Raw genomic sequence first — 19,296 nt, forward strand, 5'->3', positions numbered from 1 at the left:
CTGACATGCTCGACGGCATCCGCATCATCGAAATCGAGGGGCTGGGCCCCGGCCCCTTTGCCGCCATGACGCTCGCCGATCTGGGCGCCGACGTGATCACCATCCACCGCAAGGGCAAATCCGGCCCGGTCACAACCGAGGCCAGCGTGCTCGACCGGGGCAAACGCTCGATCGCGCTTGACCTCAAGGACCCCGCTGACATGGCCACGGCCCGGAAACTCATCGCTGGCGCGGACGCCCTGATCGAAGGGTTTCGGCCCGGTGTGATGGAACGGCTGGGCCTCGGTCCCGAGGCCTGCCACGCCGACAACCCCGCACTGGTCTATGGCCGCATGACCGGCTGGGGCCAGACCGGGCCGCGCGCCGAAACTGCCGGGCACGATCTCAACTACATTTCTCAATCCGGCGCGCTCTACTATGCCTCCGAACCCGGCCAGCCCCCGATCACCCCGGCGACGCTGGTGGGGGATATCGGCGGTGGTGCGCTCTATCTCGTGGTGGGCATCCTCTCGGGTATCATCAACGCCCGCGCCACTGGGCGCGGCACGGTTGTGGACGCCGCCATCGTGGACGGCTCGGCCCACATGATGAACCTCTTGATGGCCATCCGCCAATCCGGCGGCCTCTCCCCGAAGCGCGGCCAAAGCCTGCTCGACGGCCCGCACTGGTCCCGCAGCTACGTCTGCGCCGACGGGGGACATGTCTCGGTGCAATGCCTTGAACCGCAATTCTATGCCGAGTTCCTGCGCCTCATGGACCTTTCCGGCGACCCGGAATTCCAACGCCAGATGGACAAGGCGCTCTGGCCCAAACTCACCGCCCGTCTTTCCGAACGCTTCCTGTCCGAACCACGCATCCATTGGGACACGCTTTTTGCGGGGTCCGATGCCTGTGTCGCCGTGGTGCTTTCCCCCGAAGAGGCCGCCCACAGCCCGCACATGATCGAACGCCACACGTGGCAAAGCCCCGATGGAGTGCTGCAGGCCGCCCCTGCCCCCCGCTTTGACGGAGAGGTCCACAGCCCGCGCCCCGCGCCCAAACGCGGAGAACACAGCGCGGAGATTCTGGCTGAACTGTCGGAAAATCGCTGAGCATGACGAAGCACGGCGGGCGCAGCCCGCCGCGCGATCTCGCGGATTACTTTCCGCGCACCGTGTCGATCATCAACTGGACATTTTCCGGGTCCGCATCCGGCGTGATCCCGTGCCCAAGGTTGAAGATATGCGGCCCCTTGCCGAAGGCCTCGACAATCTTGCGGGTCTCATCGACCAATTCCTGACCGCCCGTCACCATATGCGATGACTTCAGGTTGCCCTGCACACAGCCGTCCTTCTGCACATGTGCCGCGGCCCATTCCGGCGTCACGCCATCATCCAGCGCCACGCAATCCGCACCCGTCGCTTCGGCAAACCCCTCGTAACGTTCCCCAGCCCCTCGCGGGAAGGCAATGATCGGCACGTTCGGATGGCGCGCTTTCAACGCGGCAATGATCTTCTTGGCCGGTTCCAGCGCATAACGGTCAAAATCGTCGCCCTTGAGCGACCCGGCCCAGCTGTCAAACAGCTTCACGACCTCGGCACCGGCCTCGATCTGCTTGCTGAGATACTCAACCGTGCCCTCAATCAGCAGGTCGATGATCTGCCCGAACAGTTCGGGGTTTTCATCCTTGAGCTTGTGCGCCGGTCCCTGGTCGGGCGTGCCCCGGCCCGCCACCATATAGGTCGCCACAGTCCACGGCATCCCGGCAAACCCGATCAAAGTGGTTTCCTCGGGCAATTCCCGGCTCAGGATACGCACGGTCTCGTAAACCGGGTTCAGAACCGCGTCGATTTCGCTCGCCGGTTTCAGCTTGTCAAAATCCGCTTGTGTCTCAATCGTCGACAGGCGCGGGCCTTCGCCGGTCACGAACCAGAGATCGGCCCCCAGCGCCTGTGGCAACAACAGGATATCGGCAAACAGGATCGCCGCATCGAACCCATAGCGCCGGATCGGCTGAAGCGTCACCTCGGCAGCCAGCTCGCTGTTATAGCAAAGTGAGAGGAAATCCCCCGCCTGCGCGCGCGTGGCGCGATATTCGGGCAGGTAACGACCTGCCTGGCGCATCATCCAGATCGGGGGGGTGTCGAGCGTCTCGCCGGCCAAAGCCCGCAGAATTTTCTTTGTCTCAGTCATGCGTTCCCTCTTAGTGTCGGCCACATGCGCTAGCGTTGACATGTATCAAGGAATCACGTTCCGAATTCGTGCCTTTTGGCGTCGATGAAACGCGCCCCCTCTGGCGGGCAAACTAGAACTGCTAGGTCACGCGACAAGGCGGGGATGTCAACCCTTCTGCGCTTGTCAGGCCGCGCCGTCAGGATTAGACCGAGACCATGACACTGACCCTTCCCTCCCCCGCTTCGCCCCTCAAGATCGGTACACGCGGCTCGCCGCTGGCTCTGGCGCAGGCATATGAAACCCGCCGCCGCCTGATGGCCGCCTTCGATCTTCCCGAAGAAGCGTTCGCGATTGTCGTGATCAAGACCACCGGGGACGATGCCGGGTTGATTGCCAAGGACCGCCCCTTGAAGGAACTGGGCGGAAAGGGCCTGTTTACCAAGGAAATCGAAGAAGACCTGCTCTCGGGCGCCATCGACATCGCGGTGCATTCGATGAAGGACATGCCCGTCGATCAGCCTGCCGGGCTTCTGCTGGACACCTACCTGCCACGCGAAGACACCCGCGATGCCTTTGTCTCGCCCAACGTCAAGACGCTGGCTGACCTGCCCCAAGGCGCCGTTGTGGGGACGTCCTCGTTGCGCCGCCGCGCGCAATTGCTGAACTACCGCCCCGACCTCAAGGTCGTGGAATTCCGCGGCAATGTGCAGACCCGCCTTAAGAAACTCGAAGACAAGGTCGCGGATTGCACCTTCCTTGCCATGGCGGGCCTCAACCGTATGGACATGTCCCACGTGGCCTCGTCGGCCATCGAACCGGAATACATGCTGCCCGCCGTTGCACAAGGCGCCATCGGCATCGAACGCCGCGCCGATGACAGCAACACGGCCGACATGCTGGCCGCGATCCATGACACGCCCACGGGCCAGCGTCTTGCCGCCGAACGGTCTTTCCTCGCCGCGCTGGACGGCTCTTGCGAAACGCCAATTGCCGGCCTCTGCGAGCTTGACGGGGGCACCCTGCGCCTGCGCGGCGAAGTACTGCGCCCCGACGGGTCGGAAAGCATCTCGGATGATCGCACCGCCCCGATCGAGGACGGCGCTGAACTGGGGCGCGAAATGGCCGAAAACCTGTTGTCCCAGGCTGGACCCGACTTCTTTTCCTGGCGCGGCTAGAGGACAAGGTTAATTTCACCAATACGGACCAATCGCTCCACGATTTGGCCATGATTGAAAGAGATTCTGTGCCTGACTGAGTGAACAAAGGACAGAACTCATGAACGCATTGGTCCGATTTGGAGCCGTAGGGGCGGAAAATTGGCATTCGCTACGGGCAGAAGCCTCCGACGGTGGCTATGCCGTAAGCGAATCCGACGGGAAATTCCGCCACACCTCGCGCAACGAGGCCATCCTGCGCTTTTTCGGGATTCTCATCGTGCTGGGCGCGCTGGTCCAGTGGACCTTCCCGGACGCCAACTTTGCCGGAGACCCGGTGACCAGCAAGGCCCTGCTCTCCATCGCCTTCGCGCTGGTCGGGCTTGCGGTCTACAGCTTTGCCACCCGCGGCCACCGCAGCGAAATCCGCTTTGATCCCAGGAAAAACGAACTCGTTGTCTCGGCCCTGAACCGCCAGGACCGCCACAAGGCGGTCAAGCGCGTGCCGCTGCGCAACGTCAAAAGCATTTATGTGCGCCGCTCCGACATGCCTCCGGGCATGGCCGCCCTGCGCATCCGCTTTAACAACAGCCCCAACGAGATCACCGCCATTCGCGGCACCGATACGGAGATCGAGATGTTGCACAGCCTTTTGTGCAGAGACATCCGCATGGCCCGCAAACTGGGTTGATACACTGACAAAAACGCAAAATGCCGGGGTTTACCCCGGCATTTTTTACTTTTCATAACCCTTGTAGAACTCAGGTGCAGCTGCATTTTTGCAGCACCTCACGCTCGAAGGCTCCCGTCAGACCCACTTGGCCAACGGCGGCAGGCTCATCAGCACCGCGTTCGCATCATGCCCGGTTTCAAGCCCGAACTTGGTGCCCCGATCATAAACAAGATTGTATTCCGCATAGAGCCCGCGATGCACAAGCTGCGCGTCCTTCTCGGCCTCGCCAAACGCATCTACCCGGCGTTTTTCGATCAAGGGAACAAAGGCCGGCAGGAACGCCTTTCCCACGTCCTGAATGAACGCAAAATCCGCCTCCCAGTCGCCGGAATGGTAGTCATCAAGGAAAATTCCGCCCACGCCCCGCGCCCGCTTGCGATGCGGGACATAGAAATACTCATCCGCCCAAGCTTTGAACCTCGGGTAATGCTCCGGGTCGTGCCGGTCACAATGCGCCTTCTGAACGCCGTGGAAATGGCCCGTGTCCTCGTCATACTCCAGACAGGGGTTCAGGTCCGATCCCCCGCCAAACCACCATGCATGCGGGGTCCAGAACATGCGCGTGTTCATGTGCACTGCCGGACAATGCGGGTTCTGCATATGCGCAACCAATGAAATACCGCTGGCCCAGAACCGCGGATCATCCTTCATGCCCGGAATGCCCTTGCGCGCCGCCATGGCCGCTTGCGCCCGCGCGCCCAGCTCGCCATAGACGGTCGAGATATTCACCCCGACCTTCTCGAACACGCGCCCTCCGCGCATGACCGACATCAGACCGCCCCCGGCATCCGACCCATCCGCGCTGGCGCGCTTGGTCTCGCTCACCGCGAACCGTCCCGGCGCCATATCGCTGAACGGTCCTTGCGAATGGCTATCCTCCAGCCCTTCAAACGCGGCAACAATCTGGTCCCGTAATTCACGGAACCACGCGCTTGCGCGGGATTTCTGACTGTCCATCTGCTCGCTCATCACAGGGCTCCTCCTCGTCCTTTGCCCCTAGCTAGCAGGCGCAGGGAACAGAGACCAGAGGCCGGTTTAAGGCGCGCGTTCAGTGGGCTGGTGCCGTCACCGGGTCCACCAGCGTGCGCCCGCCATCGAGCGTCAGGATCTGCCCCGTCATGAACCCCGATCCTTCGGACGCGAGGTATTGCACCGCATCGGCAAGCTCTGTCGGCGCCGCGATCCGGCCCAGCGGCGTATGGTGTTCAATTTCGTTGCGATACTCGCGGTTTTCCTTGAGCGTATCCTTGAGGCTCGCCGACATGACCGACCCGAATGACACAGCGTTCACCCGAATACGGTGCGGCGCCAACGCCACCGCCATCGACCGCGTCATCTGGTCAAGTGCCGCCGTCGATACGGAATAGGCCAACAGGTCGGGATGCGTCCGCCGCGCCGCGATGGATGACAGGTTCACGATGGCACCGGCCTGTCCTTCGTCCTGCCCTTCGCTCTGCTTGATCATGCGGTTGGCCACGATCTGCGACAGGCGCAACGAGGTCATCAGGTTCTGCTGCAACATCTGATCAACCGACGTATCTTCGGGATCAAGCGCATCGGTCGGCATCACCTGACGGCAGCCATTGACCAGAATATCCACCTGGTCAAACGCGTCGATCGTCGCCGAAATCAGGTTCTTGATCGTCAGTTTTTCACGCAGGTCTCCAGCAAAGTAACGGATGTTTCCGGTTTCGCTGCGTTCACCCAGTTCCTCGACAAGCCGCTTTTCATCCATGTCCGCGAACATGACATTTGCGCCATGATCCGCGAAATGCCGTCCCACGGCGAGCCCGATGCCGTTGGCCGACCCGGTAATGATCGCGGTCTTACCAGCAATTGAAAAAGACATGAGCGATCCCCATCACGCTGCCCCGATTCCATCCACGTTACGCGGTTTCACCGCCGCTTACGAGCCGGACGTTGGGCATGCAGAACTTTGAACCGATTGTCGCCGGCGACCTCCTCGACCTTGAGGAAACTCTCCTGCAAGGCCGCCTCATAAGGCAGGTGCCGGTTCGCCACCATCCACAGATGCCCCGCCGGGGCCAGGTTGCGCGCCGCCGACTGGATGAACTGCACGCCCAGCCCCGGTTCGGCCTTGCGCCCGGTGTGGAACGGCGGGTTCATCACCACCGTGTCGACGGCTCCTTGGGCTTTCCACGCGGTGGCATCCGCCCAGTGGAACATGGCCCGTGGGTCGGTCACGTTGCGCCGCGCACAGTCCAGTGCGCTTTGATCGGCCTCGACAAGATGAACCTCACGCACGCTCTCGCGCCTCAGCACCTCTGCCGAAAGATACCCCCAGCCCGCCCCAAGATCGGCCACCACGCGGCCCATCTTCTCGGGCAACGCGCGTGCCAACGCGGCCGACGCCGGATCGATCCCGTCCGCCGAGAAAACGCCCGGCACCGTGACAAAACCACCGTCCAGAACGGTTTCCTCTGCGGCCCGCCAATCTGCAAACGTGCCGCCGCCAAACCAGAACAGCTTGCCATGCGCCTTGGAAATCACGCCGGCAACGTCTGCCCGCTTGCGGCAATCCTTGTAAATACTGTCGATCCCGTCGGTTTTTTGACCATCAATCACCACCACGTCGGCCAGCTCTGCCGCCTGAGCCACCAGATCACGCGCCTGCGCCTTGGCGCGGGGCAGCGCCACCACTGCCATCGCATAGGGGCCTTCGGGTGCCATCGGACAGGCATAGCCCGCGCGCTCAAATGCATCGTGATCCGGCTTGAGTGGCTGGATCACATCGACACGTTCACGCTCCATCGCGCTCAGGTCATAGCCCGTGCGCGGCGCAAAAACGACAATCCGCCCTTCGGGCGGCACGGGAAGGCCATGCTCCTGCACGGCCAGGGTCAATCGGGACTGGGACATATCATCAGGTGGCGGGCGCGCGCCCGGCTCACTCTTTCTCCATGGTGCATTGCAGCGGGTGCTGGTGACGGCGGGCGAAATCCATCACCTGCGTGACCTTGGTTTCCGCGATCTCGTGGCTGAACACCCCGACCACCGCAAGACCTTTCTTGTGCACGGTCAGCATGATTTCGAACGCCTCGGCGTGGGTCATGCCAAAGAACCGCTCGAGGATATGCACGACGAATTCCATCGGCGTGTAGTCGTCATTCAGCAACAACACCTTGTACAGCGGCGGGCGCTTGGTGCGGGTACGAGTCTGTACCGCGACTCCGGAATCGCCATCGTCACCTTCTGGTCCGTTTGTCATCAGCACTTGCTGCAAACTCATTCTCGCTTTTTCGCTATCGGGATGTTTCGCGTCTGCTGTTTATATAGCCTGACACCACCCCGAGAAAAGAGGTTGCGCACGTGACGAAGCGACGGAAGCCCCAAAATCTCACCACAATCGCCTTTGATGCGGACGATACGCTTTGGCAGAACGAACGTTTCTTTCGCATCACCCAAGAGCGATTCGCGGAATTGCTCGCCGATTTCGCGCCTGCGGACCATCTCGAGGAACGGCTCCTCGCCGCCGAGACTCGCAACATCGGGCATTATGGCTTTGGCATCAAAGGGTTTGTCCTGTCGATGATCGAAACCGCCATCGAAGTGACCGAGGAACGCGTGCCTGCAGCCGTGATCGCGGAACTCATGGCCGCCGGGCGCGAGATGCTGCGCCATCCGATCGAGCTTCTGCCCCATGCGCGCGAAACCGTCGAAGCGCTGGCGCCAAGTCACCACATCCTGCTTATCACCAAGGGCGACCTGCTCGATCAGGAACGCAAGCTGGCCCAGTCCGGCCTTGGCGACCTCTTCGACTGGGTCGAGATCGTCTCGCACAAGACCCCCGAAGTCTATACCCGCGTGTTTGAACGTCATGGCGACGGCGCGGCGCGCGCCATGATGGTCGGCGATTCCATGCGCTCGGACGTTGTGCCTGCGATTGCCGCCGGGGGGTGGGGTGTGCACATTCCCAACGGCCCGGCCTGGGAGTTGGAAAAGGCTGCCACACCCGACCAGCCCGAACGCTTTGTCGAGATGCCGTCGCTGGCCGACCTGCCCGACCTTGTGCACCGATTGGGGTGACGCCTTGTCAATGGGCGGTCCGGAAATGGCAGCATTTGCGTTTGCGCCTATGCTACCCCCAAGATGTGCCTTTGTCTGAATAACGCCCCGCAAATTGCCTAAAACAAAGGCTTTATTCGTTTCTTTACCTGTGCTAGCGTTCTTTCAAACAAAAAGGTCAGACCGGAAAAACGGCGACCAGAGGCAGTAAAAGGGCAGTTCAAGTGAAGGCGCGGCGCATATGGCCGGCCCGATACGGGCTATTGATTCTGACACTGGTTTGGCTCGCGCTCGGCGTGCCTGTCGTGGCATTCGCGGCGCCTTATGCCGCGATGGTGGTGGATGCACGCTCGGGCGAAGTGCTGCATGCGCGCAATGCCGATACCCGCCTGCACCCGGCCTCCCTGACCAAGATGATGACCCTCTACATCGCCTTCGAAGCGGTCAAGAACGGCGAAATCTCTCTCGACACAAAGGTCCGCATCTCGCGCAACGCCGCCGCCGAACCGCCTTCGAAGCTGGGGTTGAAATCCGGTCAGCGCATTGCCCTGCGTTACCTGATCCGTGCCGCTGCGGTGAAATCGGCCAATGACGCGGCCACCGCCATCGGCGAGGCCATCGAAGGCTCCGAAGCCGCCTTTGCGCGCCGCATGAACCGCACCGCCAAGGCGCTTGGCATGTCCAACACCACGTTCAAGAACGCGCATGGTCTCACCGAGAGCGGCCATTTGTCCACCGCACGGGACATGACGACGCTGGGCCGTCATCTGCTCTATGACTACCCGCAATATTACAACCTGTTCTCGCGCCGGTCGACCAGCGCCGGGATCAAGACCGTGAACAATACCAACCGTCGCTTGCTCGACGCCTACAAGGGCGCCGACGGGATCAAGACGGGCTATACCCGCGCTGCCGGTTTCAACCTTGTCGCTTCCGCCGAGCGCGGCAATGAACGCGTCATCGCCACCGTCTTCGGAGGTCGCTCCACCGCGTCCCGCAACGCCAAGGTGGCCGAGCTTCTGGACCTTGGGTTCAAACGCGCGCCCAGCCAGGTCGCCCTGCGCAAACCGGCCCCGCCCGCCTACCAGGGCGGCCCTCCGCCCGCGGGCAAGACCGTGCGCGTAGCGACCGCCGTGACCAAATCCCTGCGCCCCAAGCTGCGCCCCGTCGTCAACGAACCCGAAAACCAACCTGTCGTGGTCGCATCGGCCAAGGTCATCGAACATGACATCCAGTCGGCGCTGTTGCAGGCGCAGGAAGAAACCGGCGCGACGCTGGTCGCGACTGCGCCGACACCGCCGCCGCAACCCAAGGTCGTCACGCGCCTGTCGACGTCCGGCGGGCGTCACTGGGGCATCAATGTAGGCCGCTACGCAAGCCGCTATGCCGCTGAAAAGGTGCTGCTGAAAACCGCGCTGGCCGAAATGGCCACGCTCGATGGCACCCTGCGCAAGGTGGTCAAGAATTCGCGCGGGTACGAGGCGAACTTCATGGGCATGACCCAGGACACCGCCGACCTCGCCTGCCGCCGCCTTCAGGCGCGCCAGATCACGTGCTACACCATCGGCCCAAGCTGACAGCAGGCACAACGCCGCCCTTACAGCCCCGCACCCCGGACCTGATCCGTGGTTTCGCGCCGCCAAGGCTCGCTTCAATCAGCTTTTGGGTTTGTCGTCATACTGTCCCGACAGGATGCGCTGTGCATCGCCCTCGGGATCGTCATACTGGTCGGTCCTGACCGTATAGACAAAGGCCAAAAGACCCACGCCGCCCAGCACGAGAGAAATCGGGATCAGATAGGCCAGAATCTGCATCGTTTGTCTTTACCTCAGGCGCAGCGCGTTCAGCGACACAGTAATCGAAGACAGGGACATGGCCAAGGCCGCGATCAGCGGCGTTGCCAATCCAGCCACCGCCAGCGGCACGGCGATCACGTTGTAGACCGTCGCGATCTGGAAATTCTCGCGAATGCGTTTCGTGGCCGACCGCGCCGTGGTCAGCGCATCGCCAATCGGGCTCAGATCCCCGCCCAGAAGAACGATATCCGATGCCACCCGCGCTGCATCCAGCGCAGAGGCTGGAGAGATCGACACATGCGCGGCTGCCAGCGCCGCCGTGTCGTTCAGCCCATCGCCCACCATCAACACATGCTTGCCGTCATCGGCCAAAGCCTGCACCCGGCGCGCCTTGTCCTCGGGCAAGGCTTCCGCCACCCAGCGTGCGATCCCCAAACGTTTGGCAAGGTCTTCCACCGCGCCCGCCGTATCGCCCGACAACAGGATCACCTCCTTGCCATCGGCCTTGAGCGCCTCGACCGCCGCCTCCGCACCCGCGCGCAGGCTGTCTGCAAACAGAAACCCCTTGGCCTGCCCTGCGCCCAGCGACAGAAACGCCGCTGTCTGCGCCGACGGCTCCGCCCCGACCCAGCTCGCCCGGCCCAGCCGTACCAGCCTGCCATCAAGCTTGCCCTGCGCGCCATATCCCGGCACTTCCTCGATTTCACTCACCCGCGCCGGACGCACGCCCTCCGCCTGTGCCGCGTCCGCCAAGGCCCGGCTGAGCGGGTGCGACGACCCCATGGCAAGCGCCAATGCAACGCCCAACTCCTCTTGCGAGAAATCCTCAAGGTTGGTCAGTTGCGGCGTCCCCGCCGTCAGCGTGCCGGTCTTGTCAAACACCACCGTATCGACTTGCGCCAACCGCTCGAGCGCAGTCGCGTCCTTGATCAGCATCCCCTTGCGGAAAAGCCGCCCCGACGCTGCGGTGGTCACGGCTGGCACCGCCAGCCCCAGCGCACAGGGACAGGTGATGATCAGAACCGCCGCCGCGATATTGAGCGCGGTGCGCATATCAAAGGTGTAAAGATACCAGCCCACAAAGCTCAGCGCGGACAGGATATGCACCCCCGGCGCATAAAGCTTGGCCGCCTTGTCCGCCAACGATGTGTAATTCGACCGCCCCGATTCCGCGATCGCCACAAGATCCGCCATCCGGTGCAGGCTGGTTTCCTGCCCCACCGCCGTCGCGCACACAACCAGCGGCCCGGTCAGGTTCACTTCCCCCGCACTCACGACCAGCCCCGGCTCGGCAAATACAGGCAGCGTTTCCCCGGTCAACAGCGAGCGATCCAGCTCCGACTGCCCCTCGACGATCTCGCCATCCACCGGCATCCGTCCACCGGGGCGCACCAGCACGAGGTCACCCACGGCCAATTCGCTGACCTGCACGGTCTCTTCGACACCATCGCGCACCCGCACCGCCCGCGGCACTTCCAGCGCCGCCAATTCCTCGGCCGCCGAGCGCGCCACGGCCCGCGTGCGATAATCCAGATACCGGCCCGCCAGCAGGAAAAATACCAGCGCCAGCGCCGCGTCGAAATAGGCATGTTCCCCGCTCAGCGCAGTTTCCCAAAGCGACGTCACCACAGCCAGCACAATCGCCAGCACAATCGGCACATCCATGTTGAGACGGCGATGCTTCAGCGCGCCCCAGGCACTCACGTAAAAAGGCCGTCCCGAAAACACGATGGTCGGCAGGGCAATCGCCGCCGAAATCCAGTGGAACAGATCACGCGTGGCCGCCTCGGCCCCGGACCAGACCGAGATCGACAAGAGCATCACGTTCATAGACGCGAATCCCGCCACCGCCAGCCGCATCAACAAATCACGCCCCGCCTTGTCGGTCTTGGTCGCGCTCAGCGTTCCGGCATCCAGTTCGTGCGCCTCATAGCCGATGCCATCCAGCACCCGCACCATGTCCTCCGCCGTCACATCCGCTTCGGCTTCGATCGTCGCCCGTTTCAGCGTCAGGTTCACCCGCGCCGACTTGACCCCCGGCACCCGCGTCAGCGCACCTTCGATCGTGCTGATGCACAGGGCGCAATGCACCCCGGGCACCGACAGCGCGAGATGCGCGTCCTGCTGCGCCTCCTGTTCGGCCAGCGCTTCGGCGGCCGGGGCGGCATCACAGGCTGGGCAGGCCGACATGTTGGGACGCATCGCAGCGGTCATGTCTTACCCCTTGATCACGTTCAGGACGACCCGTTGCTGGAACATCGTACCATCCTTGGCTTTGGCGGTCATGCGGATGTTCCAGTTGCCCGGCGCAAGCTCTGCCGGGGCCACATAGAACTGCCCGTCAAACTCGAAGCTAGGCTTCACGTCATCCTTCACATGAGTCGCCCGCCCCAGAACAGCGTCCAGCTCGGCCACCTCGACCGGCTTGCCATAGGCATCCGTGATCGACAGGATCAGCAACCCGCCCGTGGCCCGCGCTGCCACCTGCCAGCCCAATGACTCCTGCGCGTCGCGCTTTTCGTCAAATTGCTGGCTGGCGACATACGAATTCTTGACTTCCAGCCCCGGAAACGTCGCCACTGCGTTCCACGCCAGGGCCAGGTTGACCGCGATGATCACCCCGAACGCCCCGACAAACACCATCAGCGCATGCCGTCCGGTGAATTCGCGCTTTGACATCAGTTCTTCCTTCCGTTGAACACCGTGTCGTTATGTACACGATCTCCATTGCTCGTGTCTTCCACCCAGAAGCGGAATTCCGTGCGGTCGTTTTCGGCCGGCACCGAACCTTTGGGCGCAACCACATAGACACGCTGCAATTTCATCGAGTCCGCTGGTACGGTTACAACTTCGTAGGGTGTGCCCTCAAGGTCCACGCGCAGCGACGGATCACCCTTGACTGACAGGCGGAACGGGCGGTCTTCGCCATGCTTGTTGCGCAACCGCACTTCGTAAGTGTTGCGGATCGAGCCGTCCGACAGGGTCACATAGGTCGGGTTGCGCACCGGGGCCACCGTGATTTCAATGTCCTTGCGCACGAACAGCGCCACGACCAGAAGCACACCCACCAAGGACCAGAGCGCAGTATAAAGCACGGTCCGTGGACGCAGGAAGTGGTGTTTCCAGATGCTGCGCGGCGCGTTGCCCGCGGTTTCCCACTCTTCATCCCCAACCGCGAGATAGTCGATCAGACCGCGCGGCTTGCCGACCTTTTCCATCATCTCGTCACAGGCGTCGATACACAGCGCGCAGGTGATGCACTCCAACTGCTGCCCGTCACGGATGTCGATCCCCACCGGGCAGACGTTCACACAGGCCATACAGTCGATACAATCGCCCAGCTCGGTGTCCTTGGTCCGCTTGCCCTTGCCGCGCGGCTCGCCGCGCCAGCTGCGATAGCCCACGGTCAGCGTGTCTTCGTCCATCATCGCGGCCTGAATCCGCGGCCACGGGCAGGCATAGATACAGATCTGTTCCCGCGCAAAGGCACCAAAGAACACGGTGGTAAAGGTCATCACTGCGATCGTGGTATAGGCAATCGAATGCGCCGTGCCGTTCAGCAAATCCACCATCAGCGTCGGTGCATCAGTGAAATAGAACACCCAGGCCCCACCCGTTGCGAGACCGATAAAAATCCACACGATCAGCTTCGTAAGCCGCAGACGGAACTTGCGAAAGTCCCACTTTTTCTGGCGATGCAGGCGCAAACGCGCGTTGCGGTCACCCTCGATCCATCGCTCCACGAGGATGAACAGGTCCGTCCAAACGGTCTGTGGACAGGCATAGCCGCACCAGACCCGGCCCAAAGCCGAGGTAAACAAGAACAATCCAAGCCCGGCCATGATCAGCAACCCGGCCACGAAATAGAACTCGTGCGGCCAGATCTCGATCATGAAAAAGAAGAAACGGCGGTTGGCAAGATCAAGCAGAACAGCCTGATCCGGAAGGCTCGGCCCCCGGTCCCAGCGAATCCACGGCGTGAGGTAATAAATCCCCAGCGTGATTGCCATGATGTACCACTTAAGGTTCCGGAATTTGCCTTTCACTCGTTTGGGAAAAATCGGCTCGCGGGCCGCGTAAAGGGATGGCTCGGGATTACTGCTCACGGAATCACTCACGCATTGGAAATTGGGTGTGGCCCTTTTCCCAATCTTAACACGTTCACACTTTGACCTGCATCAAATGCCACATCTTTAATGTAGGTTTTGATCCACTTTTTGCCCCGCGTCGCGCACCTGTTTGGGGGTGAGACCGGTCCAGCTCTGGAAAGCGCGGTAAAACGAGTTGGGATCGCGATAGGCCAGAAGGAACGAAATTTCCTCGACACTCAGATCCCCGCTCCTGAGATAGTGCATCGACAGATCTTCACGCGTTGCGTCCAGAACTCTTTGAAATGTCTTGCCTTCTTCCTTGAGACGCCGTTGCAGGCTTCTGCGGCTGGTCAACAGGCGGGCACAGACGGCATCCACCGTCGCCTGCCCCGCCGGAAGCAATTCCAGCAGGGCATCGCGAACCCGCTCTGACATTGCCATGTTGCGCTGGCGTTGTGCCAGTTGTCGGGTCAGGTCACGCTCGAATCCGGCCCACAGTTCCGGGTTCTCCGAAATCAGAGGGCGCTGCGCATCCGCGCGCGACAGCGTCAACCGCACCTCGCTCCCCAATACCACGCGGCGGCCGAAATAACGGTTATACTCGGCCTGGTCCGGCATCAGTTTCGGCATCTCCAGCTTGAGCGGCACAATGTCCGCCCCAGTGAAATTGCGACAGATCTCGATGAAATAAACAAGCTCGAACGCAGCCATCGCCATCGGCTTGCCAATCGCGGCCTCTCCCGTCGAGACTTCAAGAGTCACCGTTTCCGGGCTTGGTTTCACCAACAACCGCACCGGCGCCACCAATGGCTTGAAGATCGCCAGCCGTTCCAGTCCTGTCAAAACATCCGGACTGCAGGAGAACGCGAACAGCGCCGGTTCGAACGGCCCGCGCGCGAGCATCCGAGCCAATTCCATCGGCAAGCCCGGCCGGTCACATTCTTCCATGAGCGCGTCCCAGATCGCAAAGAACTGCACCGCGGTCACACCCAGCCCCGTGTCCTGCAACACCGCCTGCGGCACCCCGGCCCGGCGCAACACCCGCCCCGGATCCACGCCCAGAATGCGACAGGCCTGGACTGTCGAATTCGAAATCGCGTATCGCGTCTGTTTTTGCATGGTACTCTCCGCGAGGCCCTGTGCCCCGATGATATCGGCATCCGGCGCCGCAAACCCAGTGTCACGCGCGACCCTGGCACAATCCGCAAGCAGTTTGACGCAAAATGCAAGTCACACTTGTGCGAGCGATCATCCATGTCGGGAAAAGAAAAAGGTACCGGCCTTCCCAGGAAACGCGCGAACAGGACGGGAAGACCGATACCTATGACCCCATCTGCACCAGCAACAGGGGTTTCTCTCAGAACCTTGCGGGATGTCCCGTTCTGGCTCCGTTGACGCCATACTGCGCCGATTCAACCCGCCGTGACTTGATCTCTGTCAAGTCGGCCACAGAAATCCCCGCATTTTTCCCTTAAAAATAAAGGCATTTCGCGTGCATCTTTTCAAAACTGCGCCCCGCACCTTTCAAAGCTTTGACCGCTCCTGCCCACCATGCAAAGAATTGAACATGCAAGACCCCGACAGCCCCGTTGCCCCGCAAGACGAACGCAAAACCCTCACCGCAGCCGAAATCGGCGCAGTGGCCCATCTTTACCGGGGTGAGGTTTATCGAAGTACCATCTGGCGCACCCGACTCGACACGACCACCAACTGGTCCGTCGTGACGTTGGGCGTGGCCCTGTCAATTTCCTTTGCCGAACCCGACGCCTCTCCCCTGCCGCTGGTGCTGGTCGGGGTGCTGATCGTGTTCTTCCTGATCCTCGAGGCGAGGCGCTATCGCTACTTCAACGTCTGGCGGGCTCGGGCGCGCTGGATGGAGACCCATTTCTACGCCCCGCTTCTGCATGACGGCGACCTTCACATGGAAGAAAACTGGCAGAAAACCCTTGCCAGCGACTACATGCGCCCGGCCTACCATGTCAGCTTCCTGACCGCGATCGGGCGGCGCATCCGACGCAACTACCTGTGGATTCTGCTGATCCAGTCCCTTGCCTTTGCCGGCAAGATCGCCGTGCACCCCACCCCGGTGACAAGTTTCGAAGAAGCCCTGCGTCGCGCCGATATCGGCCCGATACCGGGCGAAGCCATCGTTGCGTTCACCGTGCTCTACATCTTGGCATGGGCCGGGTTGGCGGTCTGGAGCAGCCGCGCTGATGCGCAAAAAGCCCGCGCGCGTGGCACGCAAACCTCGATGGGCTAGCCCAACGCCTTCAACCCTGCGCCGGGCGGCTGGCAGGGTGCGCCTTGCGCCCCTGCCCGCGCAGCCACATCCGAAACGACCGGGCCACCGGGCGCAAGGACGCAGGGCCCACGACGATATGATATCCCTTGCGCCGCGCATCCTCGAACAGCAACCGAAGCCGCCCGCTGCGCAAATCCTCTTCCACCCAGGCCCGTGCCGTGACAGCAACCCCCTGGGCACTGCGCGCCGCATCCAGCAAGAGGTTGCCGGGAAGATGCACCATGCCCGCCGTCGCCGTCTCCGGCACTCCGTTATCTTCAAGCCACATCGAGCTTTCCGACGTGCCGAGTTCCTGCAGCCACGGAAACTGCACCAGGTCCTGCGGCGTGGCCGCATCCCGCGTCCCGATCAACGACGGTGCCGCCACGACGGCGATCGACGTCTGCAACAACATCTCGCTTTCGAGACCCGGCCAGTCCCCATTGCCATAGCGGATCCCGATATCAATCCCGCCGGGTGCGGGATCGGACAGGTTCGGGTTCGGATCAATCATGATGTCGATTTCGGGGTGTTTCTGCCGGAAATCCGGCAGGCGCGGCATCAGCCAGTTCGCAGCAAAGGTTGGCGTCGTGGTGACATGCAGGGGCCGCGCCCGGTCCTGTTGGCGAAGCTCGCGGGCCCGCTGCGCCATCGCGCCAAAGCCTCCCAGCAACGCATCCGCCAACAACTGCCCATCCGGGGTCAGTACTGCCGCGCGCCCCGTCCGATCGAGCAACCGCAGGTCCAGATGCGCCTCCAACTGCCGGATTTGCTGGCTGATCGCCGCGTGGGTGACATTCAACGCCGCGCCCGCCGCCTGAAGCGAACCCTTGTCAGCATAGGCAGCAAAGGCGCGAGCAGCGTTCAACGGTGGCAGATCTGTCCAGTCCATACTTAATTTTAGCTTACATATTGGCAGGCTTTCTGACTCGCAGTTTTATCCTGAAACATACACATTTCAAGGCACAAACCCCAAATCTCAGGAGGCTTACATGTTGTTCATTCTATCAGATTTCATTCACGCGGCGACCTTTCGCGATCCCCGCGCCCGGCGCTGGGACGCTTCCCATCACCGTTTCAGGGGCAATCGCCATGCGCGTGACAACCGCTGACATCCGGCCAGTTGCATGATCGACCCGATCGTCTACCACCCCCACCTTGCCCAACCTTTCCCGCTGAAAAAGCCGGGGGACCCAAAAGGGCAGGGCCGAAAATGAAAAAGGGGCCGCGACAGCGGCCCCTTTTCCCTTGCCTTCGACAGCAGGCTTATTCGCCGCCACCCAGTCCATGAACATAGGTCGCAACGGCACGGATCTGCGCTTCGCTCAGACGCTCGTTCCACGCGGGCATTGCGCCCTTGCGGCCCCCGACAACGGTCTCGCTGATGGTGGCATAGTCACCGCCATAGAGCCAGATCGCATCCGTCAGGTTCGGCGCGCCCTGGCTGCGGTCGCCAGTGCCGTCTTCCATGTGACACGAGGCACAGTTCTCTTCAAAGACAACGGCACCCTCGGCCACCTTGGAGGCATCCTGTGCGTCACCCGAAAGCGACATCACATAGTTGACCACAGCGTCGATCTGCTCGGCTTCCAGAAGGTCACCAAAGGCAGTCATCTCGGACTGACGAAGATAGTCGTTGTCCGCGTCCGCCTGCTGGCGGATACCAACGGTGATCGTGGTGTGGATCGACTCGATGTCGCCACCCCACAGCCAGTCGTTGTCCAGCAGGTTGGGATAGCCCTTGGCACCGGCAGCACCCGAGCCGTGACACTGGGCACACCAGGTCTTGAACACGGCCGAACCTGCGGAAACCGCATAGGCGCTCAGCTCCGCGTCATTCGCGATCTCGGTCAGCTCCGCCGCTTCCAGCTTGGCATTGATCGGCGCCAGCTTGGCAGCTGCCGCATCAATGTCGGCCTGCACGTTGGCGCGGGTCGAAAAGCCCAGAACGCCAGCGGTTGCACCCTTGATGCCGGGCCATGCGGGATAGGCAATGGAATAGCCGATCCCCCAAACAATACAGGCGTAGAAGATCCAGACCCACCACTTGGGAAGCGGGTTGTTGTACTCTTCGATCCCGTCCCAGCTGTGGCCGGTCGTTTCGACCTGGTTACCTTTTTGAACAGGTTTCTTACTCATGTCCTCGCCTCCTCGTCCGTGGCGGGTTTGTCTTGGTGCCGGAACGGGATGTCCGCGGTTTCGCGGTATTCCTTGCTTGCCCCCGGACGGAACACCCAAAGGATGATTCCGATAAAGAAGGCAAACAGGAACAGCAACATCCAGCTGTCGGCAAACTCACGCAGAAGGGAATATGTTTCCATCTTCCCGTTCCTTACCGCGACGCATCAGGGGTGAAGGTCGAGAAGTCGACCAGAGTACCCAGCATCTGAAGATAGGCGATCATCGCATCCAACTCGGACACGCCGGGCTGGCCGTCAAAGTTGCGTACGTTGACCTTCTCGCCATAGCGTTCCAGCAGCCCGTCATAGTCGCTGTCGGGATCTGCCTGGGCCATAAAGTCGGCCTGCGCATTGGCGATCATGTCTTCAGTATAGGGCACACCCACGATGGCATTGGTTGCCATGAGATCACCGATATACTTCCCGTCGATCTTCTTCTTCTCGAGGAAGCCATACTTCGGCATCACCGACTCGGGCACCACCGACTGCGGGTTGCGCATGTGGTCAACGTGCCAGTCGTCCGAGTAACGGCCACCCACGCGCGCCAGGTCAGGCCCGGTCCGCTTGGACCCCCACTGGAACGGGTGGTCGTACATCGACTCCGCCGCCAGCGAGTAGTGACCATAACGCTCGACCTCGTCACGCATCGGGCGGATCATCTGGCTGTGACAGACATAGCACCCTTCACGGATATAGATTTCGCGACCGGCCATCTCAAGCGGGGTGTAGGGACGCATGCCCTCCACCTCTTCGATGGTGTTTTCCAGCCAGAACAGCGGTGCGATCTGCACGATGCCGCCGATGGTTACGACCAGGAAGCTGAAGATCAGCAGGAGGGTCGCGTTGGTCTCGAGGATTTTATGTTTATCGAGAATTGCCAT

General features: G+C 61.7%; 20 protein-coding genes. 6 read left to right on the plus strand and 14 right to left on the minus strand.

Features of this window, described 5'->3' with window-relative positions:
• Positions 1-5 precede the first annotated feature (5 nt).
• Positions 6-1,091, plus strand: a complete 1,086-nt coding sequence (locus BMZ35_RS02170) for a CaiB/BaiF CoA transferase family protein (RefSeq protein WP_093090451.1) — start codon at positions 6-8, stop codon at positions 1,089-1,091.
• A 46-nt stretch (positions 1,092-1,137) separates the two neighbouring features.
• Here the strand turns inward: BMZ35_RS02170 and hemE are convergent, their stop codons facing one another.
• Positions 1,138-2,172, minus strand: coding sequence for a uroporphyrinogen decarboxylase (gene hemE, locus BMZ35_RS02175; RefSeq protein WP_093090453.1), 1,035 nt, complete (start codon positions 2,170-2,172; stop codon positions 1,138-1,140).
• Positions 2,173-2,369: 197 nt separating this feature from the next.
• Here hemE and hemC point away from each other — a divergent pair, with 197 nt between their 5' ends.
• Both hemC and BMZ35_RS02185 read left to right on the plus strand, forming a co-directional pair.
• Positions 2,370-3,329 (plus strand): hydroxymethylbilane synthase, encoded by a 960-nt coding sequence (hemC, locus tag BMZ35_RS02180; protein ID WP_093090455.1) that lies wholly within the window; start codon positions 2,370-2,372, stop codon positions 3,327-3,329.
• A gap of 100 nt (positions 3,330-3,429) precedes the next feature.
• A complete protein-coding gene (locus BMZ35_RS02185; protein ID WP_093090457.1) occupies positions 3,430-3,999 on the plus strand; it encodes a hypothetical protein in 570 nt (189 codons plus the stop codon).
• A 117-nt stretch (positions 4,000-4,116) separates the two neighbouring features.
• On the opposite strand, the gene hemF is transcribed toward BMZ35_RS02185, so the two are convergent.
• The 4 genes from hemF to clpS all read right to left on the minus strand — a co-directional run bounded on the left by hemF (position 4,117) and on the right by clpS (position 7,270).
• A complete protein-coding gene (hemF, locus tag BMZ35_RS02190; protein WP_093090459.1) occupies positions 4,117-5,010 on the minus strand; it encodes an oxygen-dependent coproporphyrinogen oxidase in 894 nt (297 codons plus the stop codon).
• Positions 5,011-5,089: 79 nt separating this feature from the next.
• Positions 5,090-5,890: an SDR family NAD(P)-dependent oxidoreductase gene (locus BMZ35_RS02195; protein ID WP_093090461.1), complete on the minus strand. Its 801-nt coding sequence runs from the start codon at positions 5,888-5,890 to the stop codon at positions 5,090-5,092.
• Positions 5,891-5,937: 47 nt separating this feature from the next.
• Entirely contained in the window at positions 5,938-6,921 is a 984-nt protein-coding gene (locus tag BMZ35_RS02200) for a class I SAM-dependent methyltransferase (protein WP_093090463.1), read from the minus strand.
• A gap of 28 nt (positions 6,922-6,949) precedes the next feature.
• Positions 6,950-7,270, minus strand: coding sequence for an ATP-dependent Clp protease adapter ClpS (clpS, locus tag BMZ35_RS02205; RefSeq protein WP_423227739.1), 321 nt, complete (start codon positions 7,268-7,270; stop codon positions 6,950-6,952).
• A 101-nt stretch (positions 7,271-7,371) separates the two neighbouring features.
• Here clpS and BMZ35_RS02210 point away from each other — a divergent pair, with 101 nt between their 5' ends.
• Together BMZ35_RS02210 and BMZ35_RS02215 are read left to right on the plus strand one after the other, a co-directional pair.
• Positions 7,372-8,088, plus strand: a complete 717-nt coding sequence (locus tag BMZ35_RS02210; RefSeq protein ID WP_093090467.1) for an HAD family hydrolase — start codon at positions 7,372-7,374, stop codon at positions 8,086-8,088.
• A gap of 203 nt (positions 8,089-8,291) precedes the next feature.
• Positions 8,292-9,644: a D-alanyl-D-alanine carboxypeptidase family protein gene (locus BMZ35_RS02215; protein WP_207502870.1), complete on the plus strand. Its 1,353-nt coding sequence runs from the start codon at positions 8,292-8,294 to the stop codon at positions 9,642-9,644.
• Between the two features lie 78 nt (positions 9,645-9,722).
• Here the strand turns inward: BMZ35_RS02215 and ccoS are convergent, their stop codons facing one another.
• From ccoS to BMZ35_RS02240, 5 genes are all read right to left on the minus strand, one after another.
• Entirely contained in the window at positions 9,723-9,881 is a 159-nt protein-coding gene (ccoS, locus tag BMZ35_RS02220; RefSeq protein WP_093090468.1) for a cbb3-type cytochrome oxidase assembly protein CcoS, read from the minus strand.
• Positions 9,882-9,890: 9 nt separating this feature from the next.
• On the minus strand, positions 9,891-12,077 hold the full coding sequence (locus BMZ35_RS02225; RefSeq protein WP_093090470.1) for a heavy metal translocating P-type ATPase: 2,187 nt from the start codon (positions 12,075-12,077) through the stop codon (positions 9,891-9,893).
• Between the two features lie 3 nt (positions 12,078-12,080).
• Positions 12,081-12,542 carry a FixH family protein gene (locus BMZ35_RS02230; RefSeq protein WP_207502872.1) on the minus strand — a complete coding sequence of 154 codons (462 nt, stop codon included), beginning with the start codon at positions 12,540-12,542 and terminating at the stop codon, positions 12,081-12,083.
• Positions 12,542-13,981 (minus strand): cytochrome c oxidase accessory protein CcoG, encoded by a 1,440-nt coding sequence (gene ccoG, locus BMZ35_RS02235; protein ID WP_093090474.1) that lies wholly within the window; start codon positions 13,979-13,981, stop codon positions 12,542-12,544. The genes BMZ35_RS02230 and ccoG overlap by 1 nt, the downstream gene beginning before the upstream one ends.
• A gap of 75 nt (positions 13,982-14,056) precedes the next feature.
• Complete coding sequence (locus BMZ35_RS02240) at positions 14,057-15,073, minus strand: AraC family transcriptional regulator (RefSeq protein WP_093090475.1); 1,017 nt, start codon at positions 15,071-15,073, stop codon at positions 14,057-14,059.
• Positions 15,074-15,521: 448 nt separating this feature from the next.
• Between BMZ35_RS02240 and BMZ35_RS02245 the strand changes: the two genes are divergently transcribed.
• The gene (locus BMZ35_RS02245; protein ID WP_093090477.1) at positions 15,522-16,214 is read left to right on the plus strand and encodes a DUF2270 domain-containing protein; all 693 of its coding nucleotides are present in this window, start codon (positions 15,522-15,524) and stop codon (positions 16,212-16,214) included.
• Between the two features lie 10 nt (positions 16,215-16,224).
• On the opposite strand, the gene BMZ35_RS02250 is transcribed toward BMZ35_RS02245, so the two are convergent.
• The 4 genes from BMZ35_RS02250 to ccoO form a co-directional block, all read right to left on the minus strand.
• Positions 16,225-17,127, minus strand: coding sequence for a LysR family transcriptional regulator (locus BMZ35_RS02250; RefSeq protein ID WP_093090479.1), 903 nt, complete (start codon positions 17,125-17,127; stop codon positions 16,225-16,227).
• Positions 17,128-17,501: 374 nt separating this feature from the next.
• On the minus strand, positions 17,502-18,374 hold the full coding sequence (ccoP, locus tag BMZ35_RS02260) for a cytochrome-c oxidase, cbb3-type subunit III (RefSeq protein ID WP_093090483.1): 873 nt from the start codon (positions 18,372-18,374) through the stop codon (positions 17,502-17,504).
• Positions 18,371-18,556, minus strand: coding sequence for a cbb3-type cytochrome c oxidase subunit 3 (locus BMZ35_RS02265; RefSeq protein ID WP_093090485.1), 186 nt, complete (start codon positions 18,554-18,556; stop codon positions 18,371-18,373). The genes ccoP and BMZ35_RS02265 overlap by 4 nt, the downstream gene beginning before the upstream one ends.
• An 11-nt stretch (positions 18,557-18,567) precedes the next feature.
• Positions 18,568-19,296: a cytochrome-c oxidase, cbb3-type subunit II gene (ccoO, locus tag BMZ35_RS02270; protein WP_093090487.1), complete on the minus strand. Its 729-nt coding sequence runs from the start codon at positions 19,294-19,296 to the stop codon at positions 18,568-18,570.

It is taken from the genome of Shimia aestuarii (assembly GCF_900114635.1).
Classification (GTDB): domain Bacteria; phylum Pseudomonadota; class Alphaproteobacteria; order Rhodobacterales; family Rhodobacteraceae; genus Shimia; species Shimia aestuarii.

Bases quoted from the DNA above. Each gene is read 5' to 3' on its own strand.
- BMZ35_RS02170 (WP_093090451.1), top strand. From the start codon at position 6: ATGCTCGACGGCATCCGCATCATCGAAATCGAGGGGCTGGGCCCCGGC.
- hemE (WP_093090453.1), bottom strand. From the start codon at position 2,172: ATGACTGAGACAAAGAAAATTCTGCGGGCTTTGGCCGGCGAGACGCTC.
- hemC (WP_093090455.1), top strand. From the start codon at position 2,370: ATGACACTGACCCTTCCCTCCCCCGCTTCGCCCCTCAAGATCGGTACA.
- BMZ35_RS02185 (WP_093090457.1), top strand. From the start codon at position 3,430: ATGAACGCATTGGTCCGATTTGGAGCCGTAGGGGCGGAAAATTGGCAT.
- hemF (WP_093090459.1), bottom strand. From the start codon at position 5,010: ATGAGCGAGCAGATGGACAGTCAGAAATCCCGCGCAAGCGCGTGGTTC.
- BMZ35_RS02195 (WP_093090461.1), bottom strand. From the start codon at position 5,890: ATGTCTTTTTCAATTGCTGGTAAGACCGCGATCATTACCGGGTCGGCC.
- BMZ35_RS02200 (WP_093090463.1), bottom strand. From the start codon at position 6,921: ATGTCCCAGTCCCGATTGACCCTGGCCGTGCAGGAGCATGGCCTTCCC.
- clpS (WP_423227739.1), bottom strand. From the start codon at position 7,270: ATGACAAACGGACCAGAAGGTGACGATGGCGATTCCGGAGTCGCGGTA.
- ccoS (WP_093090468.1), bottom strand. From the start codon at position 9,881: ATGCAGATTCTGGCCTATCTGATCCCGATTTCTCTCGTGCTGGGCGGC.
- BMZ35_RS02225 (WP_093090470.1), bottom strand. From the start codon at position 12,077: ATGACCGCTGCGATGCGTCCCAACATGTCGGCCTGCCCAGCCTGTGAT.
- BMZ35_RS02230 (WP_207502872.1), bottom strand. From the start codon at position 12,542: ATGTCAAAGCGCGAATTCACCGGACGGCATGCGCTGATGGTGTTTGTC.
- BMZ35_RS02240 (WP_093090475.1), bottom strand. From the start codon at position 15,073: ATGCAAAAACAGACGCGATACGCGATTTCGAATTCGACAGTCCAGGCC.
- BMZ35_RS02245 (WP_093090477.1), top strand. From the start codon at position 15,522: ATGCAAGACCCCGACAGCCCCGTTGCCCCGCAAGACGAACGCAAAACC.
- BMZ35_RS02250 (WP_093090479.1), bottom strand. From the start codon at position 17,127: ATGGACTGGACAGATCTGCCACCGTTGAACGCTGCTCGCGCCTTTGCT.
- ccoP (WP_093090483.1), bottom strand. From the start codon at position 18,374: ATGAGTAAGAAACCTGTTCAAAAAGGTAACCAGGTCGAAACGACCGGC.
- BMZ35_RS02265 (WP_093090485.1), bottom strand. From the start codon at position 18,556: ATGGAAACATATTCCCTTCTGCGTGAGTTTGCCGACAGCTGGATGTTG.
- ccoO (WP_093090487.1), bottom strand. From the start codon at position 19,296: ATGGCAATTCTCGATAAACATAAAATCCTCGAGACCAACGCGACCCTC.